Below are 24,566 nucleotides of genomic sequence, written 5' to 3' on the forward strand. Positions count from 1 at the left end.
AGGCCGCACGATGCCCGAAGGTGACATCCTGCGGCGCACCGCGACCCGGATGGACGAGGCGCTGGCCGGACGCGTCCTGGTCCGCGCCGACCTGCGGTGGCCGACCGCCGCCACCGTGGACCTGGTCGGGCGCACCGTGCTCGGCACCGTGCCGTACGGCAAACACCTGCTCACCCGCTTCGACGACGGCCGCACCCTGCACACCCACCTGCGGATGGACGGTTCCTGGCGGATCGCCCGCACCGGTTCCCCCGGCGCGGTCGCCGGGTCACCGGTGGTCCGTGCCGTGCTGGCGAACAGCACCTGGACCGCGGTCGGCGAGCTGCTCGGCATGCTCGACGTGCTGCCCACCCGGCAGGAACACACCCTGATCGGTCATCTGGGGCCGGACATCCTGGCCGACGACTTCGAGACCGACGGCATCCCCGAGGTGCTGCGCCGGTGGGCCGACCAAGGCAGCACGCCGGTGTGCGAGGTGTTGCTGGACCAGACGGTGCTCGCCGGGATCGGCACCATCTACATGGCCGAGTCCCAGTTCTTGGAGCACCTGTGGCCGTGGACACCCGCGGACCAGGTGCCCGACCCGGTGCGTCTGCTCCGGGTGGCCCGCGCCCTGATGCAGCGGTCGGTCACCACCGACCTGCCCACCTCCACCGGCGACGTCACCCGGGGTCGGGGCAGCTGGGTGCACTCCCGCCGGGGCGAACCGTGTCGCCGCTGCGGCACCCCGATCCGGCGCGGCACCGCACGTCGGCCGCCCCAGGAGCGGCCGGTGTTCTGGTGCCCGCGCTGCCAACCGGCGGCCGTCGGCGGCGGGCGGACCCCTCGCGAGCCGAGCGACTGACGCCCCCGCGGACCGCCGCCCGGGGACACGGACTACCCGCACCTCCCGGCCCGGGACGCGAAACGACTCCGATGCGGAACGGCCCGGACGCAGAATGTCCTGGACCCAGAACGCCCCGGGCGCGGATCGACCCGCACCCGATCGACCCGGACCCCGAACGGCCCGGACGCGAAACAGCCCGGACGCAGAACGACCCCGGAACGCCGTGTGACGTTCCGGGGTCGTCCCGTCTGGTCTTCCGGTGGGCCGGTCAGCCGATCGGGGCCAACTCGGGGCGTCGCCGTCCCCAGGTGCCTTCGGGGCCGTCCCAGGTGTTGAGGTCGGCCGGCACGGTGTCGGGGATCAGCAGACCCTCGGCCACGGCGATCCGGTCGCTGACCTCACGCAGGACGAGCGACATCGGGGTGTCCAGTGCGTCGCAGATGCTGGCCAGCAGCTCCGACGACGCTTCCTTCTGGCCACGCTCGACCTCGCTGAGGTAACCCAGCGACACCCGCGCGGCGGAGGACACCTCTCGCAGGGTGCGACCCTGCCGCTGGCGGGCATCCCGCAGCACGTCACCGATCTCACGGCGCAACACGATCATCTGGTGTCCCCCTCTCGTTCCTCGTTCGTCCTGCCGACCCGTGGGGACCGGTCGACCCGGCTGGGTCGGGCGGTTCCGGAGTGCGGCTCCCTGGTGGCCCCGCTGGGGCAGGCTCCCACCGTACAGGTCACCGCCGACAGCGGCAGTGTCACGACGGGTGGTGGGCCGGGTGTTCATCACGGTGGTCACAACGCGCCGGGGCCGCCCGGTGTTCCCCACCCGGTCCCGCGCCCGGTGTCGGCACGCCATGTTCACCCGGTGCGCACATCCCGCCCGGAGCCGGACCCGGTACGGCTCTGGGCCAGCCGTCGTCCCCGCTCGTGCGCCAGCCCGGTCAACCCCGCTAGCCGTACCCGTCGTGCCAGCCGTCCCGTCGTGCCAGCAGTGCCGCACGAGCCCGGCGACGGACGGCGCCGCTCGCCGCCTGCTCAGTCCGTGGCCCCCACGTCGCCGCGGGCGACCACCAGAGCCAATGCCAGCGCCGCGTCCCGACTGACGGCGCGCACCTCGGCCCGACCACCGTCCACCGCCAGCTCCCGCACCCGTTCGCCCTCGGCGGTCGAGACCGCGACGAAGACCGTCCCCGGGGCGTGGCCGTCCTGTGGGTCGGGCCCGGCGACCCCGGTGGTGGCCAGCCCGATGTCGGCCCGCAGCCGCAGCCGCACACCACGGGCCATCTGACGGGCGACCTCCGGGTGGACGGCACCGTGCTCGGCCAGCAGGTCGGCGTCCACGTCGAGCACGAGGTGCTTCACCTCGGTGGCGTAGGCGACCACGCCGCCGCGCAGCACCCGGGACGCGCCGGGCACGTCGACCAGGGTCGCGGCGACCAGTCCGCCGGTGAGCGATTCGGCCACCGCCAGTGTGCGCTGCTGGGCGGCCAACGCCTCCAGCAGCTCGGCGGCGAGCGCGCCGTCCTCCAGTTCCGTCATGCCATCCCCCTTATCCCCCTGATGTCGCGTCGGTCCGCGCCAGCCTGACCAGCGGCAGCCGGGTCGGCAACCGGTCTGGGTCCTAGCACCCGGTCAGTCGACGGCGGGGTCGGGCGGCGTGGTGCCGGTGGCGGCGGCGTGCCGGGTCAGGTCGTCGGAACCGGGGCGTCCGCGACGGTGCTCGGCGGCCACCCGCAGCGCGGTGCGCACGTAGTCGGCGCCGCTGATCACGGTGACGACCACGGCGGCGACCATCAGCACCCAGGCGATCACCGCGACGAAGCCCGGCAGATGGTCCAGCGGCAGCAGGAACAGCGTCAACGCGCCGATCTGCAGCACCGTCTTGATCTTGCCGCCGCGGGATGCGGGCAGCACCAGGTACTTCAGCAGGAAGAACCGCATCACGGTGATGCCCAGTTCGCGGACCAGGATCACCGCCGGGATCCACCAGGGCAGCTCGCCGAGCACCGCCAGCAGCACCAGCGCGGCACCGACCAGCAGCTTGTCGGCGATCGGGTCGAGCAGCTTGCCCAGATCGGTGACCAGGTTCATCCGCCGTGCCAGGTGGCCGTCCACCTGATCGGTCACCGCGGCGAGCGCGAACAGGCCGGTGGCGACCAGTCGCCAGGCGATCGACTCACCGCCGTCGACCAGCAGGGCCCACGCGAAGAACGGGACGACGACGATGCGCAACACCGTCAGGACGTTCGCGACATTGAGGACGGGGGGTCGGTGATCCACCACCGCACCAGGGTACGTGCCAGTCACGGGTCCTCGTTCAGCGCAGGTCGTCGGCGTCGTCGTAGTAGTCGACGGCCTCCGGCGGCTCGTTCGGCATCCTGCCCTCGGGTGCCGCGTAGCGGTCGTCGGCGGGCGCGTCCTCGCCGCGCAGCATCGCCAACGTGCCGGGCAGGTCGTCGGGCTGGACCAGCACGTCGCGCGCCTTCGACCCCTCGGACGGCCCGACGATCTCCCGCGACTCCAGCAGGTCCATCAGGCGACCGGCCTTGGCGAAGCCGACCCGCAGCTTGCGCTGGAGCATGGAGGTCGACCCGAACTGGCTGGTGACCACCAGCTCGGCCGCCTGCAGCAGCAGGTCGAGGTCGTCGCCGATGTCCTCGTCCACCTGCTTCTTGGCCGCGACGACCGCGACGTCCTCGCGGTAGGTGGGCTTGAGCTGCTTCTTGACGTGCTCGACCACCGCGTGGATCTCGGACTCGGCGACCCACGCGCCCTGGGTGCGCATCGGCTTGGCGGCACCCATCGGCAGGAAGAGGGCGTCGCCCTGGCCGATCAGCTTCTCGGCGCCGGGCTGGTCGAGGACCACCCGGGAGTCGGTGAGCGAGGAGGTGGCGAAGGCGAGCCGGGAGGGCACGTTCGCCTTGATCAGTCCGGTCACCACGTCGACCGAGGGGCGCTGGGTGGCGAGCACCAGGTGGATGCCGGCCGCACGCGCCAGCTGGGTGATCCGCTGGATGGACGCTTCGACGTCCCGGGGGGCGACCATCATCAGGTCGGCCAGCTCGTCGACGATCACCAGCAGGTACGGGTAGGTGGCGATCTTGCGCTCCGACCCCGGCAGTGGCTTGACCTTCCCGGCGCGGACCGCGGCGTTGAAGTCGTCGATGTGCTTGAAGCCGAACATGGCCAGGTCGTCGTAGCGCGCCTCCATCTCCCTGACCACCCATTCCAGCGCCTCGGCCGCCTTCTTGGGGTTGGTGATGATCGGCGTGATCAGGTGCGGGATGCCCTCGTAGATCGTCAGCTCGACCCGCTTCGGGTCGACCAGCACCATGCGCACCTGGTCCGGGGTGGACCGCATCAGGATCGAGACGATCATCGAGTTCACGAAGCTCGACTTACCGGCACCGGTGGCACCGGCGACCAGCATGTGCGGCATCTTGGCCAAGTTCGCCGTGACGTAGCCGCCCTCGACGTCCTTGCCGACGCCGATGATCATCGGGTGGTCGCTGCGCCGGGCCACCGAGGAGCGCAGCACGTCGCCCAGGGACACGGTCTCGCGGTCGGTGTTCGGGATCTCGATGCCGATCGCCGACTTGCCCGGGATCGGGGACAGGATGCGCACGTCGGCGCTGGCCACCGCGTAGGCGATGTTCTTGCTCAGCGCGGTGACCCGCTCGACCTTGACGCCCATGCCGAGTTCGACCTCGTAGCGGGTGACCGTCGGGCCGCGGGTGAAGCCGGTGACCTTCGCGTCGATGCCGAACTGGTCCAGCACCCCGGTCAGCGCCTCGACCACCCGGTCGTTGGCGGCGGAGCGCACCTTGTGCGGAGCGCCCTTGGCCAGCATGTCCTCGGTGGGCAGCAGGTAGACCACATCGCCCTCGAGCATCGGCTGCTCGCCCCGCGGCACCTCACTGGTCGGCGGTGCGATGAGTTCCTTGCCCGCGGACGGGGCGACGGCGGTGACCGCCTGGGTCGGCGCCGTGTGCGGGGACTCGTACTCGTCTGCGCCGTCGGCATCATGGGCGCCGTCGAGGTCGAGCGGATCCTCGTCGGCCGGGGCGACCAGGGCGGCGCGGGTGAAGGCCTCGTCCGCCTCGTACTCGTCCAGGACCCGGGTGTCGTCGTCGTCCGGATCGTGCTTGCGTCGCCGACCGAACAGCCCGCGCTTGGCCTTGACCGGCGCTTCCTCCTCGTCGAAGGCGGTGTGCCCGGCGTTGATCACCAACGGGGCGTCCTCGTCCTCGGGCTCCGGCTGCTCGCGGTGGTTGCCGGTCAGCCGGTCGTAGACGGCGTGCAGCCGCGGCACGATCTGGTTCACCGGCGTCGCGGTGACCACCAGCAGCCCGAAGAACGCCAGCAGCACCAGCACCGGCACCGCCGCCCAGGGCGTGATCAGGGCGACCAGCGGGGCACCCACCAGGTAACCGATGATGCCGCCCGCGTCCCGCAGCAGCTCGAAGCCGTCGGCGGGGGCGGGCTGCCCGGCGGAGATGTGGGTCAGCCCGCACGCGGCCAGGGTGATCGCGGTCAGGCCGATGGCGATCCGGCTGTTCGCCTGGTTCTGCTCCGGATGCCGCATCAACCGCACGGCGACCCCGACCAGCACCACCGGGACCGCGACCGCGACCCGGCCGAAGGTGCCCGCGGCGAGCACGTGCACCGCGTCGGCGGCCATCCCGTCCAGCCCCCACCACTCGCGGACCGCGACCACGACGGCCAGCGCGAGCAGGAACAGCGCCGCGCCGTCCCGGCGCAGCGCCGGGTCGAGCTCACGGGCCCCGGTGCCGACCTTGCGAGCGCCGCCGCCGACCAGGTGGGCGATCCCCATCCAGGTGCCACGGATCATCCGGATCGGCAGGGCCGGACGGTGTTCGGCGGGGGTGGCGGCGGAACGGCCACCGCCCCGGCCCCGGTTGGTGGAGTTCTTCGCCGTGCTGCTCGTGGCGCCCGCGGCACGCCCGGTCGATCGGGTGGCGGGGGTCGAGGCACGCGGGGACATGCGATCAAAGGTAACCGTCAGCCCGCTCATGGCCGGGGATCTGGTGGATCGCGGGGGCGTGTCGAGACATGCCACAGTGTGCCGATGACGACGGTGACCAGGGCACAGGCGCTCAGGTTCCGGTCGCGGGCGCAGCAGCTCGACCGACCGGTCGATCCCGAGCGTGCGCCGACCGACGCGGCGGTGCTGGACCTCGGGGTGCAGGTCACGGGGCAGGCGGCCCACACCTGGGCGCTGGCGAACCGCGGGGTCCCGGCACCCGCCGATCCCGGCGACTGGGAGTCGGCACTCGGCCTGGCCTGGACGGTGCGGGGCGCCCCGCACGCCTACCGCCGGGCCGATCTGCCGGCGGTGCAACGGGCGCTGCGGCCGTTCTCCGAGGCCGATGCCGGCAAACGGATCGCCGATGCGAACCGTCCGCTCCGAGCCGCGGGCATCTCCGCGGTGGCCGCCCTGACCCGGGTGGCGACCGTGATGCGGGAGATCGTCGACCAGCCCCTGGCCAAGGGCGAGGTCTCCGGTCGATTGGCGGCGGAGCTGCCCGCGCCGTACCTGCGACAGTGCCGACCGTGCCGGGCCGTCCATCTGTACGAGCAGCCGTTCAGGTTGGCGGCGTTGCCTGCCGGGCTGGAGCTGACCCCCGGCACCTCGCCGCCGGTGCTGCGCCGGATCGACGGCTGGCCGGACGGTGCGGTGGACCTGTCCGCCCCGGCAGTGCCGACTGTGCCGACTGTGCCGTCAGTGCCGACAGTGCCGACTGTGCCGTTAGTGCCCACAGTGCCCACAGTGCCCACAGTGCCCACAGTGCCCACAGTGACGTCGCCCGAGGAGACGGCGGCTCGGCTCGACCTGGTGCGGGCAGCACTCCACCTGCTCGGGCCGACCACCCCCGAGCACGTCGCCGGGTACCTGGACGCCCCGGTGCGCGACGTGCGGGACCGCTGGCCGGCGGATGCGGAGCAGGTGGTCGTGGTGGACGAGGACGCCGAGGCCTCCCCCGCCTGGGTGCTGGCGGGCGATCGTGGGCTGCTCGACGCCGCGGCGACGCCCGACGGCTCCCCGGTGGTGCGGCTGCTGGGGCCCTTCGACCTGCTGCTGCAGGTCCGCGACCGCGAGCTGCTGGTCCCCGACCCGGACCGGCGCGCGGAGCTGTGGCCGGTGCTGGGCAGGCCCGGCGCGGTGGTGGTCGACGGGGTGCCGGTGGGCAGCTGGCGACCACAGGCGAGCGGGCGGCGGCTGCGGGTCCTGGTCGAGCAGTGGGGACCGTGGGGCAGGTCGGTGTCGGCTCGGGTTCGGGCGGAGGCGAAGGCCCTCGCCGCGCATCGTGGGCTGACCTGGGCCCAATGACGACGACCCCCGCCGACCGGTGTGGTCGACGGGGGTCGCTACGGGTGGCTCAGGCCTCGACGACCACCGGCAGGATCATCGGGCGCCGCTTGAGCCGGTTGGACACCCACCGTCCGACCACCCGGCGCATGATCTGCTGCAGCTGGTGGGTGTCGACCGCGCCGCCGCGCAGGGCCTCCTCCAGCGCCGCCGTGACCTCGGGCAGGATCGTCTGGAACACCGCGTCGTTCTCGGCGAAGCCGCGCGCCTGGATCTGCGGCGGGGCGAGCACGCTGCCGTCGGCGGAGGACACCACGGCGAAGATCGAGATGAAGCCCTCGTCACCCAGGATCCGGCGGTCCTTGAGCTCGGCCTCGGTGATCGACCCGACGCTGGAGCCGTCGACGTAGACGTAGCCGCAGGGCACCGCCCCGACCACCGACGCCTTGCCGTCCACCAGGTCGACGACCACACCGTCCTCGGCCAGCACCACCCGATCCGCCGGGACGCCCGACTTGACCGCGAGCGCCCCGTTGGCCACCAGGTGCCGGACCTCGCCGTGCACGGGCATGACGTTCTTCGGCTGCAGGATGTTGTAGCAATAGAGCAGCTCACCGGCGGAGGCGTGCCCGGAGACGTGCACCTTCGCGTTGCCGGAGTGGACCACGCGGGCGCCGAGGCGGGTCAGGCCGTTGATCACCCGGAAGACGGCGTTCTCGTTGCCCGGGATCAGCGAGCTGGCCAGGATCACGGTGTCGCCGGGGCCGACCGAGATCTTGTGGTCGTTGTTCGCGATCCGGCTGAGGGCGGCCATCGGCTCACCCTGCGATCCGGTGCACATCAGGACCAGCTCGTCGTCGCGCACGTCGTCGATCCGCTTGGCGTCGACCAGGATCCCGGCGGGCACCTTGAGGTAGCCGAGCTCGGCCGCGATCGTCATGTTGCGCACCATCGACCGGCCGACCAGGGCGACCTTGCGGCCGTGGGCGTGCGCGGCGTCCAGGACCTGCTGCACCCGGTGCACGTGCGAGCTGAACGAGGCGACCACGATCCGGCGCGCGGACTCGGCGAACACCGCGTCCAGCACCGGGCCGATCTCCCGCTCCGGGGTGACGAAGCCGGGCACCTCGGCGTTGGTGGAGTCGACCATGAACAGGTCGACGCCCTTCTCCCCCAGCCGGGCGAAGGCCCGCAGGTCGGTGATCCGGCCGTCCAGGGGCAGCTGGTCCATCTTGAAGTCACCGGTGTGCAGCACGGTGCCCGCCCCGGTGGTCACCGCGACGGCCAGCGCGTCCGGGATCGAGTGGTTCACCGCGACGAACTCGCAGGAGAACGCGCCGATCTGCTCGGTCTGGCCCTCCTTCACCGCGAGGGTCATCGGGGTGATCCGGTGCTCCTTGAGCTTCGCCTCGACGAAGGCCAGGGTCAGCTGGGAGCCGATCAGCGGGATGTCCGAGCGCAGCCGCAGCAGGTAGGGAACGGCGCCGATGTGGTCCTCGTGACCGTGGGTGAGCACGATCCCGTCGACCAGGTGCATCCGGTCCTTGATGTACTCGAAGTCCGGCAGGATCAGGTCGACGCCGGGCTGGTGGTCCTCGGGGAACAGGACGCCGCAGTCGATGATGAGCAGGCGGCCGTCGTACTCCAGGACGGCCATGTTGCGGCCGACCTCACCGAGACCGCCGAGCGCCACGATCCGCAGCGCCCCCTTCGGCAGTGCGGGCGGGAGCGTCAGTTCGGGGTGCGGGTGGGACATGCTTCTCCTGGTCAGTGCTGCGTGCTCATGCCGCCACGTCCGCGGCGATGCCGGCGGCACGCAGTCCCCCGCGCACCTCCTCGACCTCGGCGTCGGACGCGGCGACCAACGGCAACCGCAGGTGTCGGGACGGGATCAGACCGAGCGCCTGGACGGCCGCCTTCGCGGCGACCGCCTGGAACCCCCGGCCGTTGAGCGCGTCGATCGCCGGTGCGATCGACAGGAAGATCTGCAGGGCGCGGGCGTGGTCACCCGCGTCGTGGGCCGCGATGATCGCGGCGAACTGCTGGCCGACCACGTGGCCGGCCACGCTGACGATGCCCGCCGCGCCGTGCGCGAGGAAGGGCAGCAGCAGGCTGTCGTCGCCGGAGTACCAGGCCAGGCCGGTGCGCGCGGCGGCCAGGGCGGCGGAGTAGACGTCGCCGGTGGCGTCCTTGACCGCCACCACACGGTCGTGACCGGCGAGGGCGTCCAGGGTGGACGGGGCCAGGCGGACCCCGGTGCGACCCGGCACGTCGTAGAGCATCACCGGCAGGTCGGTGGCGTCGGCGACGGCGCTGATGTGCCGGACGATGCCCTCCTGGCTGGGACGCGAGTAGTACGGCGAGACGACCAACAGGCCGTCGGCACCGGCGTCGGCTGCCTGCTCGGCCATCCGCACCGCGTGCAGGGTGTCGTTCGAACCGGCACCGGCGACGATGCTGGCCCGGTCGCCCACAGCGGCGACCACGGCGCGGATCAGGTCGGCCTTCTCCGGCGCGTGCGTGGTCGGCGACTCGCCGGTGGTGCCGTTGAGCACCAGCCCGTCGTGACCGTGGTCCACCAGGTGCGTGGCGAGGCGGGCGGCGGCGTCCAGGTCGAGCTTCCCGTCGTCGGTCATCGGGGTGACCATCGCGGTGAGCACCGCGCCGAACGGACGGGAAGGCGTGGAGGACATGGGGCTCACGCTACCGCGCCGGAGTCCGCCCCGATGCACCGAGCGCGGACACGGGCACCCCTCCCGGGCCGGGAAGAGCGCTCGCGTCCGCACTCGGCGATGGATCAGGCGGCGAGGTACCCCAGCAGCCGGTCCGGTCGGTCGGTGATGATCGCGTCGACGCCCAGGGCGATCGCCGCCGCCCAGTGCTCCGGCTCGTCCAAGGTCCACACCATCGTCCGCAGGCCCGCCGCGTGCAGGCGGGTCACCAGGTCCGGGTGCTCCACCAGCAGCGGACCGGCCGGGTTGCAGGTGACGACCCCGAGCTCGGCGCACTGGCTCAGCAGCGCGTCGACCGACTCGATGCCGAACACGAGCAGCCCACGGCGCAGCGTCGGAGCCACCTCGGCCAGCGCCGCCACCGTCTCCGGCCAGAAGCTCTGCCCGATGATCCGGTCGAACAGGCCGGCTGCCTGCAACGGGTCGGTGACCCGGCGCACCTGCTCCGCCGTCCACGAGCCCTTGATCTCCAGCAGCAGGTCGATGCCGGGGCGCCGGTTCAGGAAGTCCACCACCTCCGCCAGGGTCGGGATCCGCTGCCCGGCGTAGGCCGGGGAGAACCAGGATCCGGCGTCCAGCGTCCGCACCGTGCTCAGGTCCATCGCGCTGATCGCGCCGGTGCCGTCAGTGGTGGCGTCGGCGGTGTCGTCGTGGATGATCACGACCTCACCGTCGGCGGTCAGCTGCACGTCCAGCTCGATGCTGCCGGCCCCCGACCGCCACGCCGCCTCGAAGGCCGCGAGGGTGTTCTGGGGCGCCACGGAGGAGTTCCCGCGGTGGGCGATGACGGTCGGGGTGTGGCTCACAGGTAGGGCTCCACGTTCTCGCGGTAGGCGGTCTCGAGCTGCGGGGTGATCGACTCGAAGGCGGACGCCGGGTCCGTGCCCTCCAGGACGATCTGCTCGATCGCCGTGTTCAGCAGGGCGTCGGCACCCGGCACGAACACCCGAATGTAGTCCTGCGAGCGCGCCTTCTCACCGAGCTGGTCCACCGCGGTGCGGAACTGCGGGAACTGGTCGTACACCGCCTTCATCGTGTCCGACTCCACGGCCGAGGTGCGCACCGGCATGTAGCCGGTGGCCTGGGAGAAGGTCGCGGTGTTCTCCGTGTTGGTGAGGAAGTTCAGGAACATCGCGGCGGCGAGCTGCTTCTCCGGGGTGGAGCTGGACGAGATCGCGACGCCGGTGCCGCCGGTGGGCGAACCGCCACCGTCCGGGCCGTCCGGCAGGAACGCGGTGCCGACCTCGAAGGAAGCCGAGTCCAGCGCGCCCTTCAGCGAGCCGGTGGAACCGATGGTCGAGGCGATCAGGCCGCTGGAGAAGTCCGCCATCGAGTCGGTGGCCGAGACGGTGGCGACCGGCGCCCCGTTGTTCACGCCGTCGACGCCGTGGAACAGGTCGGAGAGGAACTGCCCACCGGCGACCGCCTCATCGGTGTCCAGGGTGACGTCGAAGCCGTCGGAGTACTCCCCGCCCTGGCCCCAGATCATGTTCTCGAACCACCAAGCACCCCAGGACGGGCCGGTGGACAGACCGAAGGGGCTGCCGCCGTCCGGCACCTGCGCGGTGAGCTGGGTGCTCCAGTCCTGCAGTTCCGCCCAGGTCTCCGGGCCACGGTCCGGCAGACCGGCGGCGGTCCACATGTCCTTGTTGTAGTAGAACAGCGGCGTCGACCGGGCGTAGGGCACCGCCCAGTGCTGGTCGTCGTACTCGTAGTCGCCGTAGAGCGCGGGCTGGAAGTCGTCCGCGTCGGCGTCCAGGTACTCCAGCACGTCGTCCAGCGGCATGATCTGGTCGTTCAGGTGGTAGCGGAACCACCACACGTCCGAGGCGATCACCGCGTCCGGCATCTCGTCGGACTGGGACGCGGCCTGGAAGCGCTGGGCGACCTCGTCGTAGTTCGCACCGGCGGTGACCAGGTTGACCGTGATGCCCGACTCGGCGGTGAAGGCGTCGATCAGCTGCTGCTCGGTGTCCTGGGACTGGCCCGGGTGGTTGGACCAGAAGGTGATCTCGTCCGCGGGCTCGACCTGCGACCAGTCGGTCGCCTCGGCCGAGGCGCTGGAGTCGGAGCTGCTGCCGCCGACCGTCGGGCCGCCACAGGCGGTCAGGGCCAGTGCGGTGGCGGCGGAGAGGGCTCCGGCGAGGACGAGGCCGCGACGGCGACGTCCGATGACGTGGGACACGGATGTGCTCCTTCGGGTCGTGCGCCCGGGAATCGAGCGCGCGGGGGTGACCCGCGCCGTGCAGGGGACGGTGCGGGAGTCTCGGGGTGACGGGGCGGACCGCTCGCTGCCCCGTGGGGTGCCGCTCAGCCGGTGACGGCGCCCGCGGTGAGGCCGTCGACCAGGCGACGTTGCAGCACCAGGAAGACGACCAGGATCGGCAGGGTGACCACGACGGTGGCCGCGAGCAGCACGCCCCAGTTGGTCATGCCGTCGATGTTCTGCAGCAGGGTCAGACCGACCGGCAGCGTCATCTTGTCCGGGCGGTCGATCACCAGGAACGGCCACAGGTAGTCGTTCCACTCGGTGACCACGGACACCAGGGTCACGGCGGCGATCGTCGGGGTGCTCATCGGGACCACGAACCGCCAGAGCTTGCGCCAGTGGCCCGCCCCGTCCAGCTCCGCCGCCTCCAGGATCGACCCGGGCAGGGTCAGGAAGTGCTGGCGGAACAGGAAGGTGCCGAAGGCCGAGGCCAGACCCGGCACCAGGATCCCCTGGTAGGTGTTCAACCAGCCCAGGCTCGCCACCAGGGTGTAGTTCGGGATGATCGTGATCTGCGCCGGGATCATCAGCGTCGCGATCACGAGGCCGAAGATCGCCTTCTTGAACGGGAAGTCCAGGAACACCAACCCGTAGGCGCAGCCCAGGCCGAGGATCACCTTCAGTCCGGCCCCGACGACGGTCAGGCCCACGCTGTTCGCGAGCAGTCGGCCCAGCGGGACGGTGTCGGCCGCCTGCTGGTAGTTCGCCGGGTCCAGCGAGCCGGGCAGCCACTGCAACGGGAGGCTGTACAGCTCCCCCGGCGTCTTGAAGGACGCCAGCGCCAGCCAGATCAACGGCGCGCCGAGCACGACGGTCGCCAGGATCATCGTCGCGTAACCGACCACCGGCGGGCGACGGCGGGCACCGGAGCGGCCAGGGGGCGTCGGACGGGTCGGGGACACGGGGCGCATGGTGTTCTCCGGCGCAGCGGTCTGGCGCCGCGGGGTCAGGACGCTCACGAGTAGTGCACCTTCCGCTGGATGAAGCGCATCTGCACCGCGGTGACGGCCAGCAGCACCAGGAAGAGGATCGTGGCGACCGCCGAGGCGTACCCGGCCCGGCCGTTCACGAAGCTCTCCTCGTAGATCGAGTACATGAGCGTCGTGGTGGAGCCGAGCGGGCCACCGCTGGTCATCGCCTTGATCAGGTCGAAGGACTGCAGCGAGGCCAGCATCATCGTCACCAGCAGGAAGAACGTGGTGGGGGTCAGCAGGGGCAGCACGATCGAGCGCAGGGTCCGGGCGGGCGAGGCCCCGTCCAGGGCCGCCGCGTCCTTGAGGTCCTGCGGCACCGACTGCAGACCGGCCAAGTAGATGAGCGCGACGTAGCCGACGTTCTTCCACAGGTAGACGACCACGATCATCACCAGCGGCCAGGGCCGCTGGGTGTACCACTGCGGCGAGTCCAGGTTCACCAGCTGCAGCAGCTCGGCCATCAGCCCGTACCGCGGGTCGAAGATGAACAGCCACAGGATGCCGACCGCGAAGCCGGACAGCACGTACGGCGCGAAGGCCACGGTGCGGGCGAAGCCGCGGCCGACCAGCTTGCGGTTGAGCAGCAGCGCGAGGCCGAGGCCGAGCAGCATCGACCCGCCGACCGTCACGAGGGTGAAGACCACGGTGGTCCCGACCACCCGGCCGGTGCTCGCGGCGGTGAACCACTCGATGTAGTTGCCGAGCCCGACCTGGCGGGCCACCGGCGACCCGAGGTTCCACTGCAAGGTCGACAGGTAGAAGCTCTGGATCAGCGGGCGGTACACGAACACCAGCAGCAGGGCGATGTTCGGACCGGCCAGCAGGAGGAACCAGCCGAAGGCGGTCCGGCGGCGGCGGGCGCTCAGGCTGCCGCGGCGGGCGGGACGCTGGTGCGTCGTCCCACCGGTCACGGCGCCGCCGACAGGGGGCGGCGCGAGGACGTCAGAGGTCACGGGGAAACTTCCGCTCGGGGCTTGCGAGGACGGCCGGATCAGCGGCCCGAGCCACTGTAGGAACGCGTTCTGCCTGATCCGGGCGGTGTCGAGAAGGCTTCCGAGCCGGTTCGCCAGGAGTTCACCGGAGCCACCCACCGGCCAACATGTGGACGGTTGCGGGTCGCGGAGTGGTCAGACGGCGGTCGCCTCGGGCTACCCTCGCCCGGTGTCCGACTCCCCCGAGCCGCGGCAGGCGCTCCCGCACGACCCGGCCGTCCGATCCGCCGTCCGCACCGCGCTGTCCGTGTCCGTCGCGACCGGGCTCTACGGCATCTCCTTCGGCGCGCTGGCCGTGGCGGCGGGTCTGGACCTGCCGCAGACGATGGTGCTCAGCCTGGTGATGTTCTCCGGTGGGTCCCAGTTCGCCGCGGTCGGGGTGCTGGGTGCCGGTGGCGCGGCCGGAGCGGTGGTCGCGACGGCTGGGCTGCTGGGTGCGCGCAACGGGCTGTACGGCGTGCAGGTCTCCGCGCTGCTCGGCGACCGGGGCTGGCGCCGGGTGCTGGCGGCGCACCTGACCATTGACGAGTCCACCGCCGTGGCCACCGCGCAACCGGGTCAGCGGGCAGCGCGGGTCGGCTTCTGGTGGACCGGAGTCGGGGTGTTCGTGCTCTGGAACGCGTTCAGCCTGGCCGGTGCGCTGCTCGGCGACGCGCTGGGCGACCCGCGCCGGTACGGGTTGGACGCCGCGGCGGCCGCGGCCTTCCTGGCGTTGCTCTGGCCGCGGGTCGGGTGGTCCCGGGGTGGGTCGCGAGACGGGGCGGGCGACGACCTGCGCACCGGACGCTGGGTGGCGCTCGCCGCGGCGGTGGTCGCGCTGGCCCTGACCCCGGTGGTGCCGGCCGGGGTGCCGGTGCTCGCCGCGGCCCTCCTGGCCGTGGTGGTGGGCGTGCTCGCACCCGGCGACGGGACCTCGGAGGCGACCCGATGAGCCCGCTCGACCGCACCACCGCGTGGATCGCCGTGCTGGCGTCCTCGGCGCTGGTCTACGCCACCAAACTCGCCGGGCACCTGATCCCGCGCCGGGCACTGGACAACCCCCGGGTCACCCGCACCGCCGGGCTGGTGACCATCGCCCTGCTGGCGGCGCTGGTCGCGGTCCAGACGGCGACCGGCGGGGGCGCGGTGCAGGTGGATGCCCGCCTGGTGGCCGTGGCGGTGGCGGCGGTGGCCCTGGTCCTGCGCGCCCCGTTCATCGTGGTGGTGGTGCTGGCCGCCGGGTCTGCCGCCCTGCTGCGGGCACTGGGCTGGATGGCCTGAACGGCCGTCCGCTCAGACCGCGATCGGTGCCTTGATCGTCGGGTGGTGCTGGTAGCCGACCACCTCGACGTCCTCCAGGATGTAGTCGAACAGCGACGCGGCCCGGCGCAGGTGCAGGGTCGGGAACGGGTACGGCTCCCGGGTGAGCTGCTCGCGCACCTGGTCCAGGTGGTTGTCGTAGATGTGGCAGTCGCCGCCGGTCCACACGAAGTCGCCGACCTCGAGCCCGACCTGCTGCGCCACCATGTGGGTCAGCAGGGCGTAGGACGCCAGGTTGAACGGCACCCCGAGGAACAGGTCCGCCGACCGCTGGTAGAGCTGGCAGGACAGCTTGCCGTCGGCCACGTAGAACTGGAACAGCGCGTGGCACGGGGCGAGCGCCATGCTCGGGATGTCCGCCACGTTCCACGCCGACACGATGTGCCGCCGCGAGTCGGGGTCCCGACGCAGGTTCGTCAGCAGCTCGCTGAGCTGGTCGATGTGACCGCCGTCCGGCATGGGCCACGACCGCCACTGCACGCCGTACACCGGCCCCAGCTCGCCGTCCTGATCGGCCCACTCGTCCCAGATGGTCACGTTCCGCTCCTGCAGCCAGCGGACGTTCGAGTCGCCGCGCAGGAACCACAGCAGCTCCTGCACGATCGACCGCAGGTGCACCCGCTTGGTGGTGACCAGTGGGAAGCCCTGCGCCAGGTCGAAGCGCATCTGGTGACCGAAGACGCTGCGGGTCCCGGTGCCGGTGCGGTCGGACTTCGCGGTGCCGGTCTCCAGCACCAGCCGGAGCAGGTCCTCGTACGGCGTGGTCTGGCTGGCGTACGGCAGGTCGGTCATGGGCCCCATGCTAGGCGTCCGACGGGGCCGGACGGGTGACACGCCCCGTCCCCGCTCGCCGGCACCCCTACAGTGCAGGTCGGCAGGTCTGTCACCAGCAGTTCAGGAGCGCGCGGATGCCCGTCGGAACCGGCGAGTTCGAACTGACGCTCGGCGACACCCTCGACCGGTCGGCGGTGTGCCGGCTGTTCGCCCCGCACGCACCGATCCTGGACGACGACCGGTTCTGGGATCTCACGGCGCTGGACCGCCTGCCGGTGATCTGCGCGGAGGTGTCCCCCGCCCCGGGTGGCACCGTGGTGTCGGGCCTGGTGCGGCCGGGGCTGGACGGAGCCGAGTTGCTGGCCCTGGCGCACGCGGTGGCAGCCGATGCCCGGCACGACGTGCTGATCGAGGACGTCACCTTCCTCGGTGACTGCCCGGGTCACGTGCTGGTGGTGCACCCGGACGGCGGGATCGGGCATGCGGTGGCGACCGAGGCCGGGCTCACGACGGTGGACCTGGACACCCGGTTGGTGCGGCTGCCCGAGGCGGACGCGATCCAGGTGCGGCTGCGTCGGGACTGCGGCTTCGCGCACTGAGCCGCTCGGCGCACCCGGTGACCGGTCGGCCGCAAGCCGGTGCGGGTGTCGGGTGGCGTGGCCGGGTGCCGTGGCCGGGCGCGGTGGTCGGGTGCGGTGGTCGGGCGCGGTGGTCGGGCGCGGTGGTCGGGTGCCGCCGCGCGCCCGCGGCCGGTGCGCGTGACACTGGCGCCATGCCCACCGCCGTGCTGCCACCCAACCTCGCCGCCCACCTGCCCACCGGGCTGCTGATCGACGGTCGCTGGCGACCCGCCACCGGCGGCGGCAGCTTCGCGGTCGAGGACCCGGGCACCGGCGAGACGCTGTTCGACGTCGCCGACGCCACCGCGGAGGACGCGCTCGCCGCCCTGGACGCCGCGGACCGCGCGTTCCCGCTCTGGCGCGAGGTCGCTCCCCGGACCCGGTCGGACCTGCTGCGCGGCGTCTTCGACGCGATGATCGCCCGGACCGACGATCTGGCGGCCCTGGTCACCGCGGAGGGCGGCAAACCACTGGCCGAGGCGCGCGCGGAGGTGCAGTACGCCGCCGAGTACGTGCGCTGGTACTCCGAGCAGGCGGTGCGCCTGGACGGGCTGGCCCGACGTGCACCGGCCGGGACCCACCACCAGCTGGTGATGCGCCGCCCGGTCGGACCGGCGCTCGCGATCACGCCGTGGAACTTCCCGATCGCGATGATCGCCCGCAAGGTCGCCCCGGCGCTGGCCGCCGGGTGCCCGATCGTGGTGAAGCCGGCCCGGCTGACCCCGCTGACCACCGCCTACTTCGCCGAGCTGATCCGCGAGGAACTGGACGCCCGTGACCTGCCGACCGGGGTGGTGAACGTCATCCCGACCGCGTCCTCCGGTGCCGTGACCGGGCCGGTGATCGCCGACCGCCGGTTGCGCAAGCTCTCGTTCACCGGCAGCACCGAGGTCGGCCGCACCCTGCTCGGCCAGGCGGCGCAGAACATCCTGCGCACGTCGATGGAGCTGGGCGGCAACGCCCCGTTCCTGGTGTTCGCCGACGCCGATCTGGACGAGGCGGTGGCGGGTGCGGTGGCGGCGAAGATGCGCAACTCGGGCCAGACCTGCGTCGCCGCGAACCGGTTCCTGGTCCAGGAGCCGGTGGCGGCCGAGTTCGCCGACCGGTTGACCGCCGCCTTCCAGGACCTGCGGGTGGGCCACGGGGCGGAGCCGGGGGTCACCGTCGGGCCGCTGATCGAGGCGTCCGCCGTCGACCACGTCGCCGAGCTGGTGGCCCGGGCCGCCGACGACGGGGCACGGGTCCGGACCGGTGGCGAGCGGATCGGGGGCCGGGGCCACTTCTACCCGCCCACCGTGCTGGACCGGGTGCCCGCGGACACCCCGGCGGTGACCGAGGAGATCTTCGGCCCGGTCGCACCGGTGACCAGCTTCGGCACCGAGGAGGAGGGGCTCGCGCTGGCGAACGGCACCGACTTCGGCCTGGTCGCCTACGCGTACACCCGCGACCTGTCCCGGGCGCTCCGGCTGACCGAGGCGGTGGAGGCCGGGATGATCGGCATCAACCGGGGCATGGTCTCCGACGCCAGCGCCCCGTTCGGTGGCGTGAAGCTGTCCGGGATCGGGCGCGAGGGTGGCGAGGCGGGGATCGAGGAGTACCTGGAGCCGGTGTACGTGGCATGGTGAGCGCATGCCCGGCCCCCTGAACCCGCTCACCCCCACCTCCGACGTGTCGGTCCGCCCCGCGGTCCCCGGCGACGAGCAGGACGTGGCCCGCGTCCAGCTCACCGCCTGGCGGGAGTCCCTGACCGAGACCCTGGGCGAGGCGGTGCTGGACGGGATCGACCCGACCCAGCTGGCGGCGCAGTGGCAGCGGGCGATCAGCGCGCCGCCCGGGCGCGGCTACCGGGTGCTGGTCGCGATGCACGGGCCGCGGCTGGTCGGCTTCGCCTCGGTGGCTCCGGTCACCGCCCCGGCCGACTCCGACGACGACACGCCCGGCGGCGAGATCCTGGCGCTGGAAGTCCTGCCCGAGGCCCGTCGGGTGGGCCACGGGTCGCGGCTGCTGGCCGCCGTGGTGGACCTGCTGCGGGACGAGGACGGGGCCGGCAGCGTGCAGACCTGGGTGCTGGTCGGGGACGTGGTCCGCGAGCAGTTCCTCGGCTCGGCCGGGCTGGACGACATGGGTGCCGAACGGCGCCTGGGCAGCGAGGGCGACCCGCGCGAGGTGACCGAGCGTCTGTGGGCGGCCGCGATCTGACTCCGGCCACCGCGGCCCAGCCGTACAGAGCCGGACGCCGGCACGGCGGCACGGCGGCACGGCGGCACGGCGGCACGGCGGCACGGCGGCACGGCGGCACGGCGGCACGGCTGCACGGTGAACGGTGGCCGAACAACCGGGCCGACCGCTTCACTCGGGCGCTGAACCGCCGATGTTCCCTCCGTGTCACCTGCATCGCGTGCGCCCTGGCGTGGGGCCGTCCACGGCGTGACCCTCGCTGACCTGGTCTCCGACCCCGTGGTGGTGGCGGCGGACGCCCCCTGCGAGGCGGTCGACCACGGCTTCCGCACCGAGTGGACGGTCAGCTCCGTGCTGGTCGAGCCACGGGAGCCGGGTGGGCGCTACGGGATGGTCGCCCGCAAGGACTTCCTGACCACCATGACCGGGCGGTTCGGCTTCGGACGCTCGCTCTGGTCACGCCGCCCGGTGTCCGAGATCGCCCGGTGGGACGCCCAGCGGGTCAGGATCACCGACTCGCTCACCGAGGCCGCCGACCGCCTGACGTCCGGTGACGGGTATGCGGACATGGTGGTGATCGGCCCGGACGACACACCGGTCGGCGTCCTCGATCCGACCAGCCTGATGGCCGCTCTGGCGACCGAGCTCGCGCACCAGGCGTCGCATGACCCGTTGACCGGGGTGCAGTCCCGGGCCGGATTCCTGGCCGACCTGGAGCAACTCTGTGCCACCGCCCGGGCCTCCGGGGGCGCCGTCGCGCTGGCCTACCTGGATCTGGACCGCCTGAAGGAGGTCAACGACAGCCTGGGGCACCCCTCCGGCGACGCCCTCATCGCCTCGGTCGCCCGTCGACTGGCCACGGCCGCTGGTCCACAGGACGCGCTGGGCCGCCTCGGTGGCGACGAGTTCGCCCTCGCCCACCTGCTCGGGCCGCAGAACCCGGACCACGACTGGCGACGACGAGCCCTCGACCTCGGTGAACGCCTGCGATCGGTGGTCGCGGACCTCGACCCGGCTCTGCCGGTGCGGGCGCACTCGCGGGCCAGTGTCGGGATCGCCGTGGGTGCCGGGGCGCTCCTGGGTCACGAGCACCTGCTGCACGAGGCGGACCTGGCGATGTACGGCGCGAAGAAGGCGGGCGGCGACCGGGTCCGGCTCGCCGACGCCGACGCACCCGTGCCGATCGCCCGGGGCACCCTGCCCGGCAGCCCGGTCGCCCGACTGCCCGAGCATCTGGCGCAGGGACTCCAGCTGTACTACCAGCCGATCGTCACCGTGGCCGACGGGCGGACCCGCGAGGTGGAGGCGCTGCTGCGGGTGCGCACCGCGGAGGGCGTTGACGGACCGGCGGGGCCGCTGGCACGCGCGCTGGCACTGGACCGGGCGCTCGACCTGGACCTGTGGGTGCTGGACCGCGCCTGCGCCGACCTGCGGGCCTGGGACGAGCGGTGGGGGCCGAGCGCACCCACCGTGATGAACGTCAACCTCTCCCCCAGCGCCCTGGACGCCGACGACCTGGCGGACCGGGTGCTCGCGGTGGTCGATGCCCATCGCCTCGATCCGGCCCGGGTGCGGCTCGAGCTGTCCGAACTGGCGTCCGACGCCCAGCTCGCGCGCGCCCTGCCGCAGCTGACCCGGATCCGCGCGGGTGGGCTGCGGATCGGGCTGGACGACCTGGGCGGCGCACTGTCCGGGCTGCGCTCGGTGACGCGGCTGCCGGTGGACGTGCTGAAGATCGACCGGTCGGTGATCGCCGGCATGCTGACCGACCCGGTGGACCGCCTGCTGGTCGCGCTGGTCGGTGCCGTCGCCCAGGAGCGCGGTCTGACGGTCGTGGCGGAGGGGGTGGAGGACGGTGCGCAGTACCGGGCGCTCCGGGAGGCCGGCGTCCCGATGGCGCAGGGATTCTGGATGGCACGGCCGATGCCCGCCGACCAGATCGGCACCCACCTCGGTGCCCGACCCGGTGCCCGACCCGCTGCTCAGTCAGCCGCGCACCGAGGCGACATGTCGCCTCGGTGACCGCGTCACCGCGCCGGTCGGCCCCGATGGATCCGGGAGGCGGTGCGCAGGGTGGCCCGGGCCCGCCGTCGGTCACCGGCCGCCTCGTAGGCGAAGGCCAACCGGTACCAGGCACCCCAGTCGTCCGGCGCCGCCTGCTCCGCGTCCGCGCGCGCTGCGTCGAAGGCGGTCACCGCCGCCGCCCGGTCGATCCGGCCGCCGGGCGACCGCGGCAGCTCGTCCACCGGTAGCTCGTCCCGGTCGGCCAGGGTGTCGGCCATCCGCTGCACGTCGATGGCCAGCATCCACTCCCGCGCGATCAGCGCCAGCACCAGCAGCGGCAGCACCCCGAAGGCGATCCCCAGGGCGATGCCGACCGGCTCACCGGTGCGGATCAGGGCCACCGCCCGCCCCGCGACCACCCACAGGTACAGACCGAGCAGTGCCGTCAGCACCACCGCCGCGATCAGCGGGACCCGGCGACGACCGCCGCCCATCAGCCCAGGTCCAACAACTGGTCGAGGCCGACGGTCAGGCCGGGCCGCGCCCCGATGGCCCGCACCGCGTGCAGCACCCCGGGCATGAAGCTCACCCGGTCGAAGGAGTCGTGTCGGATGGTCAGCTGCTCCCCCGGGTTGCCGAGCAGGATCTCCTCGTGGGCGGTCAGACCGCGCAGCCGCACCGCGTGCACCCGGACTCCGTCGACATCGGCACCGCGCGCGCCGTCGATCCCAGTGTCGGTGGCGTCGGGCATCGGACCCAGACCTGCCTCGGCCCGCGCCCGGGCGATCGCCGCCGCGGTGTGCCGGGCGGTGCCGGAGGGCGCGTCCACCTTGTCCGGATGATGCAGCTCGACCACCTCGGCCGACTCGAACCACCGGGCCGCCATCGCGGCGAAGCGCATGGCCAGCACCGCCCCGAGCGCGAAGTTCGGTGCGATCAGCACCCCGACGTCCGGCCGGGCCGCCAGCTCACCGCGCACCCGACCCAGGGACTCCTCGGTCCAGCCGGTGGTGCCGACCACCGCGTGGATGCCCTGTCGGACCAGCGCGGTGACATTCGCCTCGGTGGCGGAGGGCACGGTGAAGTCGACGGCGACCTGCGCCCCGGTGCCCGCCAGCCCCGCCACATCGCCGTCCCGGTCGAGCGCGGCCACCAGCTCCAGATCGGGCGCACCGTTCACCGCCTCGACCACGGATCGGCCCATTCGTCCCGCCGCGCCCAGCACGGCCACCCGCAGAGTCGTCACGGTCGGTCACCCTAACCCGAGCAGCCCCGCCGCCGTCCGCAGGACCACCGCCAGGGCACCCGGGTCGGTGCCGAGCCGTTCCAGCTCCGCCCGGGGCAGGTCGGCCAGGTCGCGCAGCGCCGACAGCACCCGCGCCGGGGAGGCATCGGCGGGCACCGCGTCCCGCACCGCGCACCGCCACCGCTGAGCGGCCGCGAGCTGCTCCGGTCCGGTGCCCAGCGCCGCGTCGACGATCCGGAACAGCTCGAACGGTGGGAGTTGGGCCGCCCGGGCCACCTCCACCGTCGTCACCCAGCCGCGCTCGGCGAGGATCATGCCCACCGCCGCGGCGAGTCGGCTGCGCAGCAGACGGGTGTCCGGCGTGCTGGGACCGGCGAGTCCGACCAGCGCGGCATCGATCGCGGCGCCCTGCGCGACCCAGGCGGTCCCGTCCGCGGGTATCCGGCTGCCCGCGCCGACCTCGCCACCCCGCGCGGTCCGTCCGGGGAGCTCGGCGCTCTCGGGCGCCTCGGAGACGACCACCGGCAACAGGTCGAGCAGCGAGGCCAGCCCCACCTCGTCCAGCGGCACCATGCCGTCCACGAGCGGTCGGCGGTCGGCCACGCCGAGCCGGTCCAGTGCCTCCGGCCGCAATCGCAGCACCAGGACCGGCAGACCGTCCCGCACCGCCCAGGGCCGGGTGCTCGGTCCGCACAGCACCGACGCCATCGGACGGCGGTCGCCGGACAGCAGATCGACCCGCTCCGCCGACCCGCCGCGCAGGACCAGGGTCGGCAGCGCCTGGGGCAGGACCAGGCGGAAGCCCTCGTCCGGCCCGGCGAGCAGCGTGAGGTCGTGCACGAGTTCGCCGCGCACCAGCACGCGGCGCCGGACCGGGACGGCGGTGGCGCTCATCGCCCCATTCTCGCCGATCGACACCCGCGGCGTCAGGACCTGTGGACCCCGCCCGGTACGCGCGGGACCGGACAGCAGCGGACAGGTCGGCCCGGTCAGTCGCCGAACGGCCCGACCCGGACCACCGACCGCGGGCGGGAGGCCAGCTCGGCCGCCAGCTCCCGGACCTGTTCGGCGGTGACGGCGCGCAGCCGGTCGAGCGCCTCCTCGGTGGACAGCAGCTCGCCGTGCACCAGCTCGGACTTGCCGAGCCGGCTCATCCGCGACCCGGAGTCTTCCAGGTTCAGCACCAGCCCGCCGGACAGCTGACCGATCGAGCGCCGCAGCTCGGCGTCGGTGATGCCTCCGTCGGCCAGGCGCTCCCACTCGGCGATCAGCAGCTCGGTGACCTGGTCCACCTTGGCGGGGGTGCACCCGGCGTAGAGGCCGAAGACCCCGGTGTCGGCGTGCCCGGAGGCGAAGGAGTAGGTCGAGTACGCCAGACCGCGCTTCTCCCGGATCTCCTGGAACAGCCGGGAGGACATCCCGCCGCCGAGGACCGCGTTCAGCACCGACAGCGTGAACCGGCGCGGGTCGGTGGCGGTGATCCCCACCCCGCCGACCAGGACGTTCGCCTGCTCGGTGCTGCGGGTGACGGTGACCCGGGTGCCACCGGCCGGGATCACCGCGGAGGTCGGCCCGGGGGCGGTCCGGCGACCGGCGGGGGCGAGACCGGACGGCAGCTCCCAGCCGCCGTCGGTCAGTGCCCGCACCACCTGGTCGGCCAGTGCGTCGTGATCCACCCCGCCCGCGGCGGTGACCACCAGGGTGTCGGGGCGGTAGTGCTGACGGTAGTGCTCCCACACCGCGTCGCGGGGCACCGCACGGATCGTGTCCGGCGTGCCACCGATCGGGCGACCCAGCTCGTGGTCGCCCAGGACTACCGAGGCGAAGCGCTCGTGCGCCACGTCGCTCGGGTCGTCGTCGTTCATCGCGAGCTCTTCGAGGATGACCCCGCGCTCGGTCTCCAGCTCGTCGGCGTCCAGCCGGGCGGAGGTGACCATGTCGGCGATCACGTCGGTCGCCATCGTCAGGTCCTCGTCGAGCACCCGTGCGTAGTAGCAGGTGTGCTCCTTGCCGGTGGCGGCGTTCGCCTCGCCACCGACCTCGTCGAACGCCTCGGCGATGTCCATCGCCGACCGCCGGGCGGTGCCCTTGAACAGCAGGTGCTCCAGGAAGTGCGTCGAGCCGTGGTGGCCGTCGCTCTCGTCCCGGGACCCGACACCGACCCAGGCGCCCACACTCACCGAGCGCATGCCGGGCACGCGCTCGGTGAGCAGGCGGACCCCGCCGGGCAGGACGGAACGACGGATGTCGTCACCGTCCTGCCCGGAATGGGTCAGCTCGGCCCCGGACTCACCCGGGGCGACGAGCGGAAGGTGCAGTGGCAC

At 72.9% G+C, this 24,566-nt stretch carries 23 protein-coding genes; 8 read left to right on the forward strand and 15 right to left on the reverse strand.

Annotation, left to right across the window (positions count from 1 at the left end; genetic code table 11):
• Positions 1 to 10: 10 nt before the first annotated feature.
• Complete coding sequence (locus HGK68_RS10105; protein WP_169165852.1) at positions 11 to 844, forward strand: DNA-formamidopyrimidine glycosylase family protein; 834 nt, start codon at positions 11 to 13, stop codon at positions 842 to 844.
• A gap of 250 nt (positions 845 to 1,094) precedes the next feature.
• Here the strand turns inward: HGK68_RS10105 and HGK68_RS10110 are convergent, their stop codons facing one another.
• From HGK68_RS10110 to HGK68_RS10125, 4 genes are all read right to left on the reverse strand, one after another.
• Positions 1,095 to 1,430, reverse strand: a complete 336-nt coding sequence (locus HGK68_RS10110) for a helix-turn-helix domain-containing protein (protein ID WP_169165853.1) — start codon at positions 1,428 to 1,430, stop codon at positions 1,095 to 1,097.
• A gap of 428 nt (positions 1,431 to 1,858) precedes the next feature.
• Positions 1,859 to 2,362: a CinA family protein gene (locus tag HGK68_RS10115; protein ID WP_169165854.1), complete on the reverse strand. Its 504-nt coding sequence runs from the start codon at positions 2,360 to 2,362 to the stop codon at positions 1,859 to 1,861.
• Between the two features lie 93 nt (positions 2,363 to 2,455).
• Positions 2,456 to 3,130 carry a CDP-diacylglycerol--glycerol-3-phosphate 3-phosphatidyltransferase gene (gene pgsA / locus HGK68_RS10120; protein WP_246260272.1) on the reverse strand — a complete coding sequence of 225 codons (675 nt, stop codon included), beginning with the start codon at positions 3,128 to 3,130 and terminating at the stop codon, positions 2,456 to 2,458.
• 10 nt (positions 3,131 to 3,140) lie between these two features.
• Positions 3,141 to 5,828 carry an FtsK/SpoIIIE family DNA translocase gene (locus tag HGK68_RS10125; protein WP_246260274.1) on the reverse strand — a complete coding sequence of 896 codons (2,688 nt, stop codon included), beginning with the start codon at positions 5,826 to 5,828 and terminating at the stop codon, positions 3,141 to 3,143.
• A gap of 84 nt (positions 5,829 to 5,912) precedes the next feature.
• On the opposite strand from HGK68_RS10125, the gene HGK68_RS10130 reads away from it, so the two are divergent.
• Positions 5,913 to 7,175 carry a DNA glycosylase AlkZ-like family protein gene (locus HGK68_RS10130; RefSeq protein WP_169165855.1) on the forward strand — a complete coding sequence of 421 codons (1,263 nt, stop codon included), beginning with the start codon at positions 5,913 to 5,915 and terminating at the stop codon, positions 7,173 to 7,175.
• Between the two features lie 49 nt (positions 7,176 to 7,224).
• Here the strand turns inward: HGK68_RS10130 and HGK68_RS10135 are convergent, their stop codons facing one another.
• The 6 genes from HGK68_RS10135 to HGK68_RS10160 form a co-directional block, all read right to left on the reverse strand.
• Complete coding sequence (locus tag HGK68_RS10135) at positions 7,225 to 8,910, reverse strand: ribonuclease J (protein ID WP_169165856.1); 1,686 nt, start codon at positions 8,908 to 8,910, stop codon at positions 7,225 to 7,227.
• Positions 8,911 to 8,935: 25 nt separating this feature from the next.
• Positions 8,936 to 9,847: a 4-hydroxy-tetrahydrodipicolinate synthase gene (gene dapA / locus HGK68_RS10140; RefSeq protein WP_169165857.1), complete on the reverse strand. Its 912-nt coding sequence runs from the start codon at positions 9,845 to 9,847 to the stop codon at positions 8,936 to 8,938.
• A 104-nt stretch (positions 9,848 to 9,951) separates the two neighbouring features.
• Positions 9,952 to 10,692, reverse strand: coding sequence for a glycerophosphodiester phosphodiesterase (locus tag HGK68_RS10145; protein ID WP_169165858.1), 741 nt, complete (start codon positions 10,690 to 10,692; stop codon positions 9,952 to 9,954).
• A complete protein-coding gene (locus HGK68_RS10150; protein ID WP_206155733.1) occupies positions 10,689 to 12,071 on the reverse strand; it encodes an ABC transporter substrate-binding protein in 1,383 nt (460 codons plus the stop codon). The genes HGK68_RS10145 and HGK68_RS10150 overlap by 4 nt, the downstream gene beginning before the upstream one ends.
• A 125-nt stretch (positions 12,072 to 12,196) precedes the next feature.
• On the reverse strand, positions 12,197 to 13,114 hold the full coding sequence (locus HGK68_RS10155; protein ID WP_246260276.1) for a carbohydrate ABC transporter permease: 918 nt from the start codon (positions 13,112 to 13,114) through the stop codon (positions 12,197 to 12,199).
• On the reverse strand, positions 13,111 to 14,082 hold the full coding sequence (locus HGK68_RS10160) for a carbohydrate ABC transporter permease (RefSeq protein WP_169165859.1): 972 nt from the start codon (positions 14,080 to 14,082) through the stop codon (positions 13,111 to 13,113). Before HGK68_RS10160 ends, HGK68_RS10155 begins: the two co-directional genes overlap by 4 nt.
• Before the next feature lie 208 nt (positions 14,083 to 14,290).
• On the opposite strand from HGK68_RS10160, the gene HGK68_RS10165 reads away from it, so the two are divergent.
• Both HGK68_RS10165 and HGK68_RS10170 read left to right on the forward strand, forming a co-directional pair.
• Positions 14,291 to 15,052: an AzlC family ABC transporter permease gene (locus HGK68_RS10165; RefSeq protein ID WP_169164113.1), complete on the forward strand. Its 762-nt coding sequence runs from the start codon at positions 14,291 to 14,293 to the stop codon at positions 15,050 to 15,052.
• Positions 15,049 to 15,381 (forward strand): AzlD domain-containing protein, encoded by a 333-nt coding sequence (locus tag HGK68_RS10170; RefSeq protein ID WP_169165860.1) that lies wholly within the window; start codon positions 15,049 to 15,051, stop codon positions 15,379 to 15,381. The genes HGK68_RS10165 and HGK68_RS10170 overlap by 4 nt, the downstream gene beginning before the upstream one ends.
• Before the next feature lie 12 nt (positions 15,382 to 15,393).
• On the opposite strand, the gene HGK68_RS10175 is transcribed toward HGK68_RS10170, so the two are convergent.
• Positions 15,394 to 16,221: a thymidylate synthase gene (locus HGK68_RS10175; RefSeq protein WP_425483647.1), complete on the reverse strand. Its 828-nt coding sequence runs from the start codon at positions 16,219 to 16,221 to the stop codon at positions 15,394 to 15,396.
• A 107-nt stretch (positions 16,222 to 16,328) separates the two neighbouring features.
• Here HGK68_RS10175 and HGK68_RS10180 point away from each other — a divergent pair, with 107 nt between their 5' ends.
• The 4 genes from HGK68_RS10180 (at position 16,329) to HGK68_RS10195 (ending at position 21,014) form a co-directional block, all read left to right on the forward strand.
• Positions 16,329 to 16,793, forward strand: coding sequence for a hypothetical protein (locus HGK68_RS10180; RefSeq protein ID WP_169165862.1), 465 nt, complete (start codon positions 16,329 to 16,331; stop codon positions 16,791 to 16,793).
• 173 nt (positions 16,794 to 16,966) lie between these two features.
• Positions 16,967 to 18,439 carry an NAD-dependent succinate-semialdehyde dehydrogenase gene (locus HGK68_RS10185; RefSeq protein WP_169165863.1) on the forward strand — a complete coding sequence of 491 codons (1,473 nt, stop codon included), beginning with the start codon at positions 16,967 to 16,969 and terminating at the stop codon, positions 18,437 to 18,439.
• Positions 18,440 to 18,443: 4 nt separating this feature from the next.
• A complete protein-coding gene (locus HGK68_RS10190; protein ID WP_169165864.1) occupies positions 18,444 to 19,013 on the forward strand; it encodes a GNAT family N-acetyltransferase in 570 nt (189 codons plus the stop codon).
• Between the two features lie 228 nt (positions 19,014 to 19,241).
• The gene (locus HGK68_RS10195; protein ID WP_169165865.1) at positions 19,242 to 21,014 is read left to right on the forward strand and encodes a putative bifunctional diguanylate cyclase/phosphodiesterase; all 1,773 of its coding nucleotides are present in this window, start codon (positions 19,242 to 19,244) and stop codon (positions 21,012 to 21,014) included.
• Between the two features lie 5 nt (positions 21,015 to 21,019).
• On the opposite strand, the gene HGK68_RS10200 is transcribed toward HGK68_RS10195, so the two are convergent.
• From HGK68_RS10200 to HGK68_RS10215, 4 genes are all read right to left on the reverse strand, one after another.
• Positions 21,020 to 21,490, reverse strand: coding sequence for a tetratricopeptide repeat protein (locus HGK68_RS10200; protein WP_169165866.1), 471 nt, complete (start codon positions 21,488 to 21,490; stop codon positions 21,020 to 21,022).
• A complete protein-coding gene (gene dapB, locus HGK68_RS10205) occupies positions 21,490 to 22,200 on the reverse strand; it encodes a 4-hydroxy-tetrahydrodipicolinate reductase (RefSeq protein ID WP_246260733.1) in 711 nt (236 codons plus the stop codon). The genes HGK68_RS10200 and dapB overlap by 1 nt, the downstream gene beginning before the upstream one ends.
• A 48-nt stretch (positions 22,201 to 22,248) precedes the next feature.
• Positions 22,249 to 23,136, reverse strand: a complete 888-nt coding sequence (locus tag HGK68_RS10210; RefSeq protein ID WP_169165868.1) for a hypothetical protein — start codon at positions 23,134 to 23,136, stop codon at positions 22,249 to 22,251.
• A 95-nt stretch (positions 23,137 to 23,231) separates the two neighbouring features.
• Complete coding sequence (locus HGK68_RS10215; RefSeq protein ID WP_169165869.1) at positions 23,232 to 24,566, reverse strand: M16 family metallopeptidase; 1,335 nt, start codon at positions 24,564 to 24,566, stop codon at positions 23,232 to 23,234.

Source organism: Cellulomonas taurus (assembly GCF_012931845.1).
In the GTDB taxonomy this organism is placed as follows: domain Bacteria; phylum Actinomycetota; class Actinomycetes; order Actinomycetales; family Cellulomonadaceae; genus Cellulomonas; species Cellulomonas taurus.